The organism is Methylobacterium sp. (genome assembly GCF_019750675.1).
GTDB lineage: Bacteria > Pseudomonadota > Alphaproteobacteria > Rhizobiales > Beijerinckiaceae > Methylobacterium.
Window position 1 is genome coordinate 1 of sequence record NZ_JAIEOF010000260.1, and the last position, 11,998, is coordinate 11,998.

General features: G+C 66.4%; 17 protein-coding genes, 1 tRNA gene and 1 pseudogene. All 19 read right to left on the reverse strand.

What is annotated here, in order from left to right; translation table 11 throughout:
• The coding region (locus tag K2X24_RS13220; protein WP_292498831.1) for a hypothetical protein at positions 1-848 on the reverse strand (848 nt) is incomplete at its 3' end.
• 64 nt (positions 849-912) lie between these two features.
• A complete protein-coding gene (locus K2X24_RS13225) occupies positions 913-1,395 on the reverse strand; it encodes a hypothetical protein (RefSeq protein WP_292498832.1) in 483 nt (160 codons plus the stop codon).
• 14 nt (positions 1,396-1,409) lie between these two features.
• Positions 1,410-3,365, reverse strand: coding sequence for a portal protein (locus K2X24_RS13230; protein WP_292498833.1), 1,956 nt, complete (start codon positions 3,363-3,365; stop codon positions 1,410-1,412).
• Complete coding sequence (locus K2X24_RS13235; RefSeq protein ID WP_292498835.1) at positions 3,362-4,669, reverse strand: PBSX family phage terminase large subunit; 1,308 nt, start codon at positions 4,667-4,669, stop codon at positions 3,362-3,364. Before K2X24_RS13235 ends, K2X24_RS13230 begins: the two co-directional genes overlap by 4 nt.
• Complete coding sequence (locus K2X24_RS13240; RefSeq protein WP_292498837.1) at positions 4,659-5,132, reverse strand: DUF2280 domain-containing protein; 474 nt, start codon at positions 5,130-5,132, stop codon at positions 4,659-4,661. The genes K2X24_RS13235 and K2X24_RS13240 overlap by 11 nt, the downstream gene beginning before the upstream one ends.
• Before the next feature lie 7 nt (positions 5,133-5,139).
• Complete coding sequence (locus K2X24_RS13245) at positions 5,140-5,781, reverse strand: putative metallopeptidase (protein ID WP_292498839.1); 642 nt, start codon at positions 5,779-5,781, stop codon at positions 5,140-5,142.
• Positions 5,781-5,990, reverse strand: a complete 210-nt coding sequence (locus K2X24_RS13250) for a hypothetical protein (RefSeq protein ID WP_292498841.1) — start codon at positions 5,988-5,990, stop codon at positions 5,781-5,783. The genes K2X24_RS13245 and K2X24_RS13250 overlap by 1 nt, the downstream gene beginning before the upstream one ends.
• Positions 5,990-6,151, reverse strand: a complete 162-nt coding sequence (locus K2X24_RS13255) for a hypothetical protein (protein WP_292498844.1) — start codon at positions 6,149-6,151, stop codon at positions 5,990-5,992. Before K2X24_RS13255 ends, K2X24_RS13250 begins: the two co-directional genes overlap by 1 nt.
• Entirely contained in the window at positions 6,151-6,303 is a 153-nt protein-coding gene (locus K2X24_RS13260; RefSeq protein WP_292498845.1) for a hypothetical protein, read from the reverse strand. Before K2X24_RS13260 ends, K2X24_RS13255 begins: the two co-directional genes overlap by 1 nt.
• 112 nt (positions 6,304-6,415) lie before the next feature.
• Positions 6,416-6,640, reverse strand: coding sequence for a hypothetical protein (locus tag K2X24_RS13265; RefSeq protein ID WP_292498847.1), 225 nt, complete (start codon positions 6,638-6,640; stop codon positions 6,416-6,418).
• Positions 6,637-6,834, reverse strand: a complete 198-nt coding sequence (locus tag K2X24_RS13270) for a hypothetical protein (RefSeq protein ID WP_292498849.1) — start codon at positions 6,832-6,834, stop codon at positions 6,637-6,639. The genes K2X24_RS13265 and K2X24_RS13270 overlap by 4 nt, the downstream gene beginning before the upstream one ends.
• 172 nt (positions 6,835-7,006) lie before the next feature.
• Complete coding sequence (locus K2X24_RS13275; RefSeq protein WP_292498851.1) at positions 7,007-7,852, reverse strand: recombinase family protein; 846 nt, start codon at positions 7,850-7,852, stop codon at positions 7,007-7,009.
• 155 nt (positions 7,853-8,007) lie between these two features.
• Positions 8,008-8,295 (reverse strand): hypothetical protein, encoded by a 288-nt coding sequence (locus K2X24_RS13280; protein WP_292498853.1) that lies wholly within the window; start codon positions 8,293-8,295, stop codon positions 8,008-8,010.
• 88 nt (positions 8,296-8,383) lie between these two features.
• A tRNA-Asn gene (locus K2X24_RS13285) sits at positions 8,384-8,459 on the reverse strand.
• 88 nt (positions 8,460-8,547) lie between these two features.
• Positions 8,548-9,285, reverse strand: coding sequence for a hypothetical protein (locus tag K2X24_RS13290; RefSeq protein WP_292498855.1), 738 nt, complete (start codon positions 9,283-9,285; stop codon positions 8,548-8,550).
• A gap of 106 nt (positions 9,286-9,391) precedes the next feature.
• Positions 9,392-10,036, reverse strand: coding sequence for a hypothetical protein (locus tag K2X24_RS13295; RefSeq protein ID WP_292498857.1), 645 nt, complete (start codon positions 10,034-10,036; stop codon positions 9,392-9,394).
• A complete protein-coding gene (locus K2X24_RS13300) occupies positions 10,033-10,776 on the reverse strand; it encodes a DNA-processing protein DprA (protein ID WP_292498859.1) in 744 nt (247 codons plus the stop codon). Before K2X24_RS13300 ends, K2X24_RS13295 begins: the two co-directional genes overlap by 4 nt.
• Positions 10,777-11,285: 509 nt before the next feature.
• Positions 11,286-11,693 carry a hypothetical protein gene (locus K2X24_RS13305; RefSeq protein WP_292498861.1) on the reverse strand — a complete coding sequence of 136 codons (408 nt, stop codon included), beginning with the start codon at positions 11,691-11,693 and terminating at the stop codon, positions 11,286-11,288.
• Positions 11,690-11,998: pseudogene (locus tag K2X24_RS13310) on the reverse strand (hypothetical protein); the annotation flags it as partial. The pseudogene K2X24_RS13310 and the gene K2X24_RS13305, both read right to left, overlap by 4 nt.

The window sequence follows — 11,998 nt, forward strand, 5'->3', positions numbered from 1 at the left end:
GTCTCAGCCGGGGCGGCGGGCGCGGCCGGCTCAGCGGCCTTTGGTGCGAAGCCGCGCAGCTTGGCGAGCTGCATCAGGCGAGCGGACGGGGACTGGCCCGCCTGGATCGCGGCCTGCACGATGCCGAACTCTTCCTCGCGCACGGCCTGGACCGCGTCGGCCTCGGGCACACCGAGCAGCTGCAGCTCGGCGATTCGGCCGGAGAACAGGTGCTCGTAGGCCTGGGCGAACTCGGGCTGGGCCGCGATCGTCCGCTGCACGTCGCCGCGATAGGCGGTCAGGACCTCGTTGCGCTGGGTCGCCTCGACACGCTGGGCTTGCTCGGTCTTCTGGGCCTCGGTGAGCTGGGTCTGGCCGGCGCGAATGTCCTGGATCTGCTTCTCCAGGTACTTCGCATAGCCGAAGATGTCCTCGTTCGGATCGGGCGGGGTCTCGGGCTCGGCCGGGGCCTGCGCGGCCGCAGCGGCCGGCTGGGCCGCACCGCCCTCGCTCAGGATGCGGTAGCGCTCTTCCATGCGCGCCAGCGTCACCCGGAACTCGTCGCGCTCGCGCTCGACGGCCTTCCGGCGCTCGCGCTCCTGGTGGAATGCGCCATGGCGGACGAACTTGCCCTTGTTCTCGTCGGCGCCGCCGTCCTCGTTCTCGGGATCCACGACTTCGCCGGGGGCCGCAGCCTCGCCAGCAGGGGCGACAGCGGGCGCGGCGGGTGCCGGAGCAGCTTCGCCACCGGCGGCGGGCGCAGGGGCGCTGGCGGGCTCGGAAGCGGCCTCGCCAGACGACATGGCGCCCCAAGCGGCCTCCTCGTCGGCGGTGAAGGCGTCGTCGCTGCTGTTGAAGTCGTCGTTCATGGGTGTCCTCGTGACGTGAAGGGTACGAAAGCCGGTGGGACGCTACCGGCCGCGCGGGGAGGGATCAGGCGAAGCGGCGCTTGCGGGCGGGCGGCTCGTCCTCGACCAGGCGCTCGTAGGCCAGCGGCATCGCGGTCGAGCATTCTTCGACCTCGACGGCAGGCATGGCCTTCGCGACGATCTCGGCCTCGATGGGAGCGGCCTTCGGCGGGATCACGGGCGCCACGTAGACGGGCAGGGACGGACACGCGCGCTCCAGATGCCAGATGGCAGCATCGCGTAGGAGCTTCAGGAGCTTGCCGGTCTCGCTGTCGGACGGCAGGTCGTGGCTGGCGTTGAGCAGACCATCCATCAGCCGTTCATGCTCGGCGGTGGCCGGATCGCGGGCGCAGTCGAGGAACTTACGGAGGGTCGTCACCTCGGGCAGTCCGAAGGTGTCGTGCTTCCGGTAGATCACGTGCTCCGACGTGACCTCGTCGACCACGACGACGTTGGCACAGAACATCCAGCGCGTGTCCTTGCGGACCGCGTTCTTCTCGACAGCCATGTGATGATCCTATGTTAGGCCGCGAAGGCCGATGCGGGCTGCTCGGGCGGAGCGGCGAGGGCCGCCACCTTCGCGAAGCCGTCGATGTGGTCGCCTTGGGTCAGGGCCGCCTCGCGCCCGGCCTTGGCGTTCTTGAGCGCGGCGCCGGCGGTCAGGTCCTGGATCTTCGCCACGGCGGTCTGCACCGCGATCTGCTGCTGCTGTTCGGCCTGCGGATCGGTCGGCGCCTGGGCGAGCAGCTCGCGCATCTTCGCGACGAACGAGGCCGGGAAGGGCGAGTACGGTAGGACCTCAAGGAGAACCTGCGGTGTGATCATGTCCTTGATGATCGGCAGCACCGCGGTGAAGGTCTGCCACACGACCTGCTGCTGGTTCGGCGAGGCGGGCGCGTCGTCGATCACCACGTCGTATTCGCCGGCCGTCTTGTCCCGGAGCAGGGGCACGACGCGGGTCACGCCGTCGCCCATGATGCGCACCAGGCGCCCGTCCGAGAGGAAGTTCTGGATCAGGTAGAGCCGGACGCGGCCGATGTGCTTGCGGGCCCGGCGCAGCGAGTCGAACAGGCTGGCCAGCATCGTCATGGCGGCCTGCTTGCGCTGGTACTCCAGCACGCCGGCCTGCTCCTGCTGCTTCTGGCCCATCAGCTCCAGGTTCACCCCGGAGGAGTCGCGGATCGACATGATGGCGAGCTCCATCATCTGATAGTGGCCCGCCGGCATGACAGGGAGGGGCTTCTCCTTCATGCGCCCGTTGGTCAGGGTTCCGGGCTCGACCCACGAGATGGCGCCGGGCTTGGCGTAAGTCTCCTCGAACGCCGCCTGATCGGGAACCGCGTTGGTCTCCATCAGCAGGCCGCCCTTGGCCTGGCGGTTGAGCATGTCGAGCGTCTGGCTCAGCCACTTATTCGCGAAGCGCTGCGGGTCGCGCATCGGGCGCACGATGCCGAACCAGGAGTTCCGGTTCTGGTCACGGTCGCCGGTCATGCAGGCGTAGTGGAACTGGTCACCGGCGGGCGAGGGCGTCTCGGCCAGGATGGCATTGCCGAGGAAGGCGCGGCGGTAGACGCGCTTCATCCGGCGCTGGACCTCGATGTCCATGCCGAGGGCGGCGGCGCGGCGCTCCAGCGTGGAGGCCTGCTCATCGTCCATCTCGACCGTCTCGCCCGTGCTCGGATCGGTCACGGTGGCCACGCGCTTGCGCTCCCACCACACCGCCTCGACGATGGTCACGCGGGCGGTGCCCTCGTCGGCGGAGGCGGGCCGGTCCGAACGGCGCTGGCCGGGCTGGATCTGGTTGTGCGGGCCGTCGCCGTCGCGATCCTCGGCCCAGGCTGCATCCAGGTCGGCCGGATCGGCGTCGGGGAACATCGCCTCGGCCTCGGCGCGGTCCATCGACTTGGCCCGGAAGAAGCGGCGCGCGTCCGAAAGATTACGTTTTGTTGCCGAGGCGTCCCAAATCATCTCCAGCGGATTGACACGATCCTCGACGTAGGCGCCGTCCGGATTGGTCTCGTAATCGAGCCGCATCTCGACCCAGCCCATCCCGCAGATGGTCACGTCGATGAAGGCGTCCGACTCTTCGTCCTCCGCTTCGGCCTCGTCGGCGAGGTAGCGCGAGCCCTCGGTCAGCAGCTCGTTCAGCGCCGTGTCCCCGATCTCCCTGGGCAGGTACTGGATATCGAGGCGACTGTTCACCTCGGAGCCGGCCACGGCCTTGATGATCGGCAGGCAGCGGTTGAACGTGATGGGGGGGCGGCCCTGGTCGCGCAGTGCAGCCTCGTCGGCCGGGTCCCACTGGTGGCCCGCGACCATGTCGAAGTCGATGCGGGCCTCCTCGCGCCACTTCGAGGAGGCATCGCGGTCGACGCGGTACCAGCCCTTGAGCTTGCGATAGGTCGCCTCGCGCTCGAGACCGGCCCGCTCGTCGGGCTCGCCGGCCACGGCGCTGCGATCGGCGTCTGTGTCCGTCATGCTGCCCATGCCGATCCTGATGGTTTGGCGTCGCTGCGCCGTCGGCGCGCGTAGCGGTCGTTCGGGCCGTCCTGCGGCTTCGGCGGGGCCTGCGGCTCGGCAATCGCGACTGCGAAATACCGGAAGGCGTCGGCACCGTGGCTGGCCCAGTCGTGCAGCGGGTTCTTGGAGAACTGCTGCGTCGCTTCGTCGACCTCGTAGCGGTAGTTCCGCAGGGCCTGGAGGCCGTCGGCGCAGAGGTCCTCATCGAACCAGCACCGCGCGAACAGGAGGCGGGCCGCGTCGATGCCGGCGGCCACGGTGAGCTTGGGGACGATGCGGACCCGGTGGCCCGCGTCCCACATCTGCTGTTCGATGGTGCGCTTCGAGGCGAGGAGCTCGTTCTGCGCGTCGTGCGGCAGCCAGTGCTCGCCGTAGACGTACTGGCGCTCCTCGGCGACGGTGCGCAGGTAATCGATGTAGTGCTGCAGCGCGTGGCCGCGGTTCTCGTAATAGGCGATCAGCCGGAACTCGAAGCCGACCACCTGCGCGAACCAGATGGCTGTCTTATCGGCCCGGCCCAGATCCCAGAACGTGTGCACCGGCTTCGACGGATCGAACGGCACCTTGCCGAAGCGCGGCGGCGTGGCCTTGCTCGCCGACAGGATCTCGTTGGCGTAGATCGCGCCGTCCAGGACCTGCTTGCAGTTGCCGCCCCAGACCGTCTCGTAGGCGATCGGGTCGCGCGCCTTCAGGTCGAGGGCTTCCTGGCGCAGGACGTCGGGGAACCAGGGGTTATCCTCCCAGCCGATCTTGACCACGCGGGCCCCGGTCGGCGGCGTCCTCACGAACCGCTTGTAGGTCTCGTCCTCTGCCAGCTCGGTGTTGAAGCTGATCCAGATCTCAGAGCCCGGCTTGCGGATCGTCGGGACCAGGACGTCCCACGAGGCCTTCGAGACGGTGCGGGCCTCCTCGACCCAGCAGATGTCCACGCCCTCGGTCGACTTCACCGAGGCGACGTTGTGCCGGAGCCCCTTGAAGATGAACTCGGTCCCGTTGGTCCCGAGGATCCGCTTTTCCTGGGTGTCGAAGTAGGCGGACAGCCCGAGGAGATCGACCTGTTGTGCGAGCAGGGCGTGCGCCGACTCCGCGATCGAGTTCTGGAACTCGCGGGCGCAGAGGATGCGCAAGGGCCGCTGGGCGCCGAGCAGCAGCAGGGCGCGCCCGAAGCCCCAGGACTTCGCCCCGCCTCGCCCGCCGTAGGCGACCTTGTAGCGGGCTGGCTCGAAGAGGAAGTCGAGCTTCTCCGGGAACTCAACCTGCATCGGGCACCGGCGCCGGCCGGACGAACGTCACGGTGATGCCGCCGTCCATCAGCGGGGCGCCATCCTTGCCCGTGTTCTCGACCTGGCGCTTGTTCGTGAAGGCGTCGCCGCACTCCTTGGCGACCTGCTCGAGAAGCGAGGCGACCAGGACCATGTTGCCGGCCCGCTCCGCCTTTTCGGCGAGCCGGGCCAGCGTGCGCAGCCGGACCACCTTGTGCGAGATGCCGATCGCAGCCGTGTCGGCGAGAAAGGCCTCGCGCGTGGCTGCGAACAGGGTCCGGTATTCCTCGGAGAGCGAGGCGCCGGCGCGCTTGCCCGGGTCGTAATACTCGACCGCCTGGCGGGTGATCTCGTGCCCGAACTCCTCCTTGACGGCCTTCACCACGTCGGAGGGGGTCTCGAAGCACGCAAGCTGCTGAACGACGAAGGTTTTCACCTCGTCGGGAAGGCTGTTCTGAGCCATGGATCTGTCAGGCTCCGGTCAGGGAGCGCCCGCATGTGCCGCAGGCGCCCGCGATCTCCGCCTCGCACACGATGGGCGCGCGGTTGGCAGCCGCGACCAGGGCGGCGGTCTGGCCCGCCGCGTGGCCCGCGCCGTAGCGCGCCACCACGCCGACGAACTCCTCGACGTCGTGGCCCCGGATCTCGAACACGGGCTCGCCCGTCGTCTTCGAGAAGCGCGGGGCGCCCCACCGGTCCTTGGCCTGGCCGGCGTGGTAGAGCTCGTGCTCGACGATGGCGCAGAACGTCGCGTCGCTGCACTGGTCGGCGTAATCGGCGTCGAAGGTCAGCAGGAAGTGCGGCATCCAGCCGAACCAGCCGACGATCTGCTGCTCGAACCGGGCCTTCGCCCATCGATTCCCCATGAACCCGGTGGTCTCGCACATGCCGACCACGGCCTTGCCCTGGCGAGCGTTCGGCACGGCACACCAGAGCACGCCGAGGCGGGCGCTGCGCAGGTGAACGTGGTCCTCGTTCAGGAGCGGCGCGTCCTCGTCGATGAAGGTCGCGCGCATCCAGGCGAGTAGGTCGTGTGCCGGGCGCACCGGGGTCTCGGTGATCGCACCCTCTGCGCCGAGCAGGTCCTCGGGCGGGCGCGGCCGGACCACCATCAGCCCTTCCGGCGCTCGCAGCGGACCATGAGGTAGCGGCGATCCTCGCGGCGCACGTCGAGGGCGGACGCGCCGGTCAACTCGCCGATCTTGGCGCACTCCATCGGCATGGCGACAGGGCGCGTGACGACGTCGAGCGCGGTGTCACGCGTGCAGTCGGCCGGCGCGGTCGAGAGCGCACACACCAGGATCACGGCCAGGAGAGGCATCACGACGCCGCCACGTGCAGGCAGACCACGGCATAGGCGCCGGTCGACCGGCAGGCCTCCCATTTGGCGACCGTGCTGAGCACGCCCATGGTCAGGCCGAAGCCGACGATGCCCAGCGCCGCGAGCAGGATGGCGAGATCGCGCAGCTTCTCGTTCGCCATCAGTGCACCGTGGGCGAGAGGTGGAGCGTGGTGCCGTCGGGCAGCACCCAGGTGGTCAGGTCGCACTCGGCATGGACGGCAACCGGCCGCCGACGCTGGAGGGCCGCCAGCGCGATGCCGGCGAGGAGGAGCAGGGCACAGGCGCGGGGCATCAGCGACCGCAGCCGTTCGAGAGAATGGTCTCGCCGCGATAGACGACCGTGGTCGACACCGGCGGGACCGGCGCGGGCTTGGCCACGAGGCGGCGGAGGAGGGCGATGTACTTCACAGGCTGGCTCCCTGCCGGCGGGCACCCTGATGGTGCTCGGAGGCTGTGCGGATCTCGTCCGCGATCAGGCTGGCGAGCCGCTCGCGGAAGCTGTTGCTCGCCACGCCGGCAAAAGCCTCGAAGTCGACCGCAGCGCGCTCGGCCTCGTAGAGTGAGGTGCCGAGCATGGCGGTGACCTGCTCCTCGACTTGGTCGACGAGCTCGGCGGGGCTCTGGGTCATGCGTGGGTCCTGAGCGGATGGAGGCGGACGGACGCGCGGCCGGCGGTGAACGCCACCTCGCGGTACTGGCCCGGGACGGGATCGGCCTGGGCGGCTAGGGCGAGGGCGGCGACCCAGTGCGCGGCGGTGGGCCGGCCCCGGTCGATGGTGGTGGCGAGGCCGGCGAGGCGGCGGGCAAGGACGACGGCGTTCATGCAGTCCGCGCCTTCCGTGCCCCCGCCTCGCGGCGGGCCTTGAGCCAGATCCAGTAGGCGGATGCGGCCGGGTCGCGCTGGAGATCGCGGCGGGCCTAGTCGGCCTGCGCCGGCGTCCAGTCTGGGCGAGCAGTCATCGGCGGGCGGCCTCAAGCTCGCCTGGCCGGGAGGCTCAGGGCAGCAGGATCGGTTGATGCTGACCCTCGCGTAGGACGTGGGTGTCCGCACCGTTCCAGGTGAAGAGGTACTCGACAGCGCCCCGGTACTTCGGATTGTCCGCGACGTAGGCCACCGACGAGACCTGCCATGGGCCGCCCCGCTTGGAGGGCAGTCCATCCGCGTTCAGCCCAGCGGCGATCGCCTGCAAGGTACGGCCCGCAGCGCGCTCGTCGAAGATCCGCCGGACGACAGCCGCTTCGGCCTCGACGACTTCCAGTCCGCCATCCTTGTCTCGGCGGTACCCGTAGGGAGCAGCCCCGCCTGCGAAGCCGCCTTTCACCGCCTTTTCACGGCGTCCGCCGAAAGTGCGTTCGGTGATGACCTGCCGCTCCTGCGCCGCCATGCTGGCGAGCACGGTGAAGATCATTTCGCCCATCGGGGTGGCGGTATCGATCGGCTCGGTGACGGAGCGAATGACGATCCCGTGCTGATCGCGCATCTGATGCACGCTTGTGACGGCGTGCAGGACGTTCCTGGCCAGGCGATCGAATTTGTAGAGCAGCAGGATGGTGAATGCGCCTTCGCCAGCCAGATCCATGACGCGCCGGAAGCCTTCGCGCTCGACGGGCGCGGTCGCCCCCGAAACGCAGTCGGTCACCAGCTCGATCAACTGGTAGCCTTGGCTAAGTGCAAATGCTCGAACGGCTCTCTCTTGGACGTCCAGTCCATGCCCGTCTGAGAACTGCCCTTCGGTCGAGACCCGCAGGTAGGCTACGACCTTCGGTTTCGAGGCTTCTTTCGCCACGGGCTTACTTGATGCGCGCCCCCTCAAACGCTTGACGCGGTCGGAGCCCTGCATGGTTTTCTCATCCTAGTTCGGCCAAGACTTTGGAAGCTTACATCAACTGGATTTCCAAATGTCTTGAGCACTCAGAGAATTTGGAATTTTCCCTGATTTTTGCTCTGGAATGGTTCCGATCCGCCCTGGTCGGAGGCAGTCATTCCAATTTCACGTCAGGCCCGGGCCGCGACCACGCGGGAGCGACCCCGGAACGCAACTGTCGCGCGGGTCCCGGCGATCACGCCGGCCTGGAACGAGGCGACGACGGACCGGCGCGGCGCAGACTCGCGCGGCAGCTCGGCGCCGGTCAGGTCGCGGTGGAGCCGGCGGAGACCGGCGCGGATCTCGTCCTGCGCCTCGATGACCATGTCGACGGTGTGCCGATGCCCCGGAACCCGGAGGCGGTCGGCCATGCGGAGCAGGTCGGCGACCTGCTCGGCGCGTTCGCGATCCGTCATCATCGGGTGCCGATCATGTCACGAAGCCCGGCCGCGTCCAGTGCTCGAAACGCCTAAGCTGTTGAGCGGGTTCGCGGTATTGAGCGGAAACTGGCTGGAACGGCAGGGCTCGAACCTGCGACCCTCGCCTTAACAGGGCGGTGCTCTACCGACTGAGCTACATTCCAATGCGCCGCCAACGAAAACGCCCGGCGGCGATGAGCCCCGGGCGCGTGTCGTGCGACGGTGACGTTCTGCAATGGATTGCCCGTCGGGTCAATCCGCCGATGCGGCTTCCGCCTGCTCCGCCACCAGCGCCGCCGACCGCTCCAGCCGCTCCGGCACCGCATCGGCCTGCGCCGCGTACCCATCCCGGGCCGGAGCCGCACCGGGCGCCCGGGCGGTGTGCTGCGCCTCGGTCAACTCGTCGAGGAGCCAGCGGAACCGCTTGGCGATGTCGGAGGACGCCCGTTCGCTGCTGCCGCGCCCGCGGGCCTCAGCGTAGGCCCCGAAGGTGAAGCCCTCGGCGAGGATGGCACGGAGGAAGCAGACGCCGCTATCACCGATCACGCAGGCGACCCGCTCGTTGGAGGCCTTCACGGCGCGGGCGGTCTCGATGCGGCCCAGCATCCGGATGTCTTCGATGGTGAAGGCGTGGGAGACGGCGAGCGAGCCGGGCCCGGCGTTCGACGTGGTGCTGTCCCAGGTGCCGCCGGACCGGACGCCGAGCTGCTTCTCCCAGAGCATCTGCAGGGTGCGGCCGACGAGGAACTGCGCCTCGGTGATCCGGCCGGCGGAGCGCTCGGCGGCGAGCAAGTCGACGCGACGATTCACGGTCGCGGTGATGAAGGTCGACGGGTCGTAGGGATTCCGCACGGAGGCGGTGCCGACCTGGACCTCGACATCGCGCGCGGTGACGCGGGCGAGGGAGACCGTCTTGCGGCGGCGGCCGGACGTTGCCGGCGAGCGAGCGGTGCGGGTGGTGCTGGACGACTTCTTGGCCGACGCGGTCACGGTGTTACCCCTGTGCCGGCCCAGTCCTTAGCGCCAGGCCTAGATCGTGGGTCGAGCGAACCTGGCACCACTGTCAAGCGCCTATCGCTGGGGTTAATCGTCCCCGTCACATTATGAGCTGGGTGATGATCTTCTCATCCCAACTGAGAACTCCGTCTTCCTGGATCTTTGTTTGTCGGCCTACTGCCATCCCAAATAATACCTCAACGCCAGCTTTTCTTAGAAGATAAGTGCAGGCAAGCATTTGTGAACCACTAGTAATCATGTCGTCAATCAACACAACAGGCCGCTTGGGCTTGAAGACAACTTCGAGCAACGGGATAAATTGGCGAGCATGACGGTAACCATCTTGTTTATGCTGTTTTTCTTTGGGATTTTTCCATAGAAAGGCGGTGCGCACTACCGCTCTTTCCTGTGCGCTCTTGGCAATGCTATCCGCGAACAGTCTGGTATTGAAATTTCTTTGCCCGCCAACGCAAGCATTGCTATTCGGTATAGGGACCAGTGTAACTTCTTTATTGCTCAGATCGAGCAACTTTTTGCCCATAAATGATGCCGCCAGACGTGATGTGTATTCCTTATTTGTTGCATCGAGACGAATTAGCTTGCCGCCAATTACTTTGTCCCAGTAGCCATCAAATTCTTCGCCTTTAACGCTTTTGACTATGATACGCGAATGGTAATCCTGGTTGCGCCAGTTCCCTTTCGTCGTAAGATACTTGCAAAAAGTATGAGTGTTAAGGGACGTCATTTCTTCAGGTTATCAAGAATATCTTGAGTTGACGAAATTACCGCCACCTTAGGCTTATCTATGAATTTTTTTGGCCAAGACAAAGCTTTGTCATCAGCAACAGAGCGCATAATGAATAGCCATCGTCCAAGGCGCCCACATTCGGCAGCTTGATGCAATGTTCCGGAGGTGTCAGAAGCCTCAACAATCACAGTGGCATCTGAGACTGCTGCCATTACACGATTGCGCTTCGGAAAGTTACCTCTGTAGGTAACTTCCCCAATGTTGAACGGCGTGAGCAGGAGGTGCTCCCGGTAAATCTGCTCCTGAAGCGCGGCGTTTTCGGCAGGATAAGCTTTATCTAGCGGAGTGCCGATAACTGCGGCAGTTCTCCCACCCACTTCAAGGGCCGCCGACAACGCTTCAGTATCGACGCCTTTCGCCAGACCGCTCACAACAGTCACGCCTACTGCTACTAGCTCACGAGCTAATTTGCGTGCCCGGCGCCGGCCTTCGTCGCTAACATCTCGAGTACCAACGATTGAAATCGCAGGGCGACATAGGACGTCAACATTTCCGGAGTAGTATAAATGTGCAATGCCAGATTGCTTAGCAGAGCTTAAAAAGTCGAGCTGCTTGGCTTCCAGTGCCGGTCTGCGAACCTGCATGAGCAATGCTGGCAGTCCAATGGTGCGCATATCGCTCGGAGTGCGATACTTTGTGCGCCTTGCCATTGGCGTATATTGCCGATCCAGTTCCATAAACATCATACTTCGCCGCTCAGCTTAACCGGCAGTTGAACAGCTCAAAAGCTTCCGCCCATGCTAAAGGAAGGGTTAAGGGTTGGCTACCGACGCCGCGATAGGTGGAACAGTTGTGCACGGCCTTTACACATTTGCCGCACTGAATTTTTCAATCTGCCTCTGAGTTTAGGCCGTTCACGATGTGTTGGAGTGCCCATCGACGCCACCGAGTGGCTGTTGAACGTGACCATCCTCTCCGCAGACATAGGTCGCGAAAGCTTTCCCCCCCAGCTGCCGCCCAGACGGACGCCATTAGGTAGTTCCGTGCCTGATCCCTCATGTGATGCGTGGCCGGCAGGTACAGCGCACTCCAACTGCCTGCGCTGTGAACCGACGAACTTCGTCCCTCGAAGGTCTCCCGCCGATCAGCTTTCCACGTCGCTACCATCCATTGGAAGACGACATCTTGTGTCCATGGCCCGTTAGTGGAGGGCGGGTCGGGGCCTTCGATACGACGCAACAGGTTCTCAGCCAGCACGCGCGCGGGCGCTCCTCACGAACTCCCACAGCGGGATGCTGTCGGCCGGGTTGGTCATGCCGCGATGCACGAGGCCGTTGGCATAGTGGATGTGGTGGGCGTCCATCGCTTCCACGACGGTGGGGAAGCAGAACGCCGCGCCGCCGCAGGAATCGACCCGGTCCATCGCCGCGAGCCGGTGGACGCCGAACAGCCGTACGTCGGTCCAGCCCAGGCCGACCGCCGTCTCGCCCCAGGCATCTAGGAAGTCGAGCATCGACTGCCGAGCGCGCGGCCACTGGCGGATCACCGCGCCTTGGCAGGGCCTCACCCACGGGTCCAGTGCATCGATCTCGGCGAACCAGTCGCCAACTAGGACCTGTGCCGGGGAGCGCGCGACGGCGCGGGCCGCGCTCACGCCGACACCCGCTTGCGGTCGAGGTTCGCCATCAGGTGCGAGACGTCGAGGCCCTTCAGCGGGGCGACGATGTCCGGCCCCGTGCGCGGGCCCTCGTCGGGCTCGGCCAGGACCGGCCGGGCGTCGGCCTCCGGCATCCGGCGGGTGAGGTACTCCGCAGCCGCCTTCCGGGCTTTCTCGACCTCCGCGAGCTGCTCGGGCGTCGGTGGGTCGTAGACCTCGGCGGCGAGGATGCGGCGAGCCCGCAGCAGGCGGGTCCGGGCCGGTACCAGCCCTTCGGCCACCTCCAGGGCGAACTGGTCCGG

What these genes read in the sequence shown, in the direction of transcription:
- K2X24_RS13225 (WP_292498832.1), bottom strand. Translation starts at nt 1,395, where the DNA reads ATGGCTGTCGAGAAGAACGCGGTCCGCAAGGACACGCGCTGGATGTTC.
- K2X24_RS13230 (WP_292498833.1), bottom strand. Translation starts at nt 3,365, where the DNA reads ATGACGGACACAGACGCCGATCGCAGCGCCGTGGCCGGCGAGCCCGAC.
- K2X24_RS13235 (WP_292498835.1), bottom strand. Translation starts at nt 4,669, where the DNA reads ATGCAGGTTGAGTTCCCGGAGAAGCTCGACTTCCTCTTCGAGCCAGCC.
- K2X24_RS13240 (WP_292498837.1), bottom strand. Translation starts at nt 5,132, where the DNA reads ATGGCTCAGAACAGCCTTCCCGACGAGGTGAAAACCTTCGTCGTTCAG.
- K2X24_RS13245 (WP_292498839.1), bottom strand. Translation starts at nt 5,781, where the DNA reads ATGGTGGTCCGGCCGCGCCCGCCCGAGGACCTGCTCGGCGCAGAGGGT.
- K2X24_RS13250 (WP_292498841.1), bottom strand. Translation starts at nt 5,990, where the DNA reads ATGCCTCTCCTGGCCGTGATCCTGGTGTGTGCGCTCTCGACCGCGCCG.
- K2X24_RS13255 (WP_292498844.1), bottom strand. Translation starts at nt 6,151, where the DNA reads ATGGCGAACGAGAAGCTGCGCGATCTCGCCATCCTGCTCGCGGCGCTG.
- K2X24_RS13260 (WP_292498845.1), bottom strand. Translation starts at nt 6,303, where the DNA reads ATGCCCCGCGCCTGTGCCCTGCTCCTCCTCGCCGGCATCGCGCTGGCG.
- K2X24_RS13265 (WP_292498847.1), bottom strand. Translation starts at nt 6,640, where the DNA reads ATGACCCAGAGCCCCGCCGAGCTCGTCGACCAAGTCGAGGAGCAGGTC.
- K2X24_RS13270 (WP_292498849.1), bottom strand. Translation starts at nt 6,834, where the DNA reads ATGAACGCCGTCGTCCTTGCCCGCCGCCTCGCCGGCCTCGCCACCACC.
- K2X24_RS13275 (WP_292498851.1), bottom strand. Translation starts at nt 7,852, where the DNA reads ATGCAGGGCTCCGACCGCGTCAAGCGTTTGAGGGGGCGCGCATCAAGT.
- K2X24_RS13280 (WP_292498853.1), bottom strand. Translation starts at nt 8,295, where the DNA reads ATGATGACGGATCGCGAACGCGCCGAGCAGGTCGCCGACCTGCTCCGC.
- K2X24_RS13295 (WP_292498857.1), bottom strand. Translation starts at nt 10,036, where the DNA reads ATGACGTCCCTTAACACTCATACTTTTTGCAAGTATCTTACGACGAAA.
- K2X24_RS13300 (WP_292498859.1), bottom strand. Translation starts at nt 10,776, where the DNA reads ATGGAACTGGATCGGCAATATACGCCAATGGCAAGGCGCACAAAGTAT.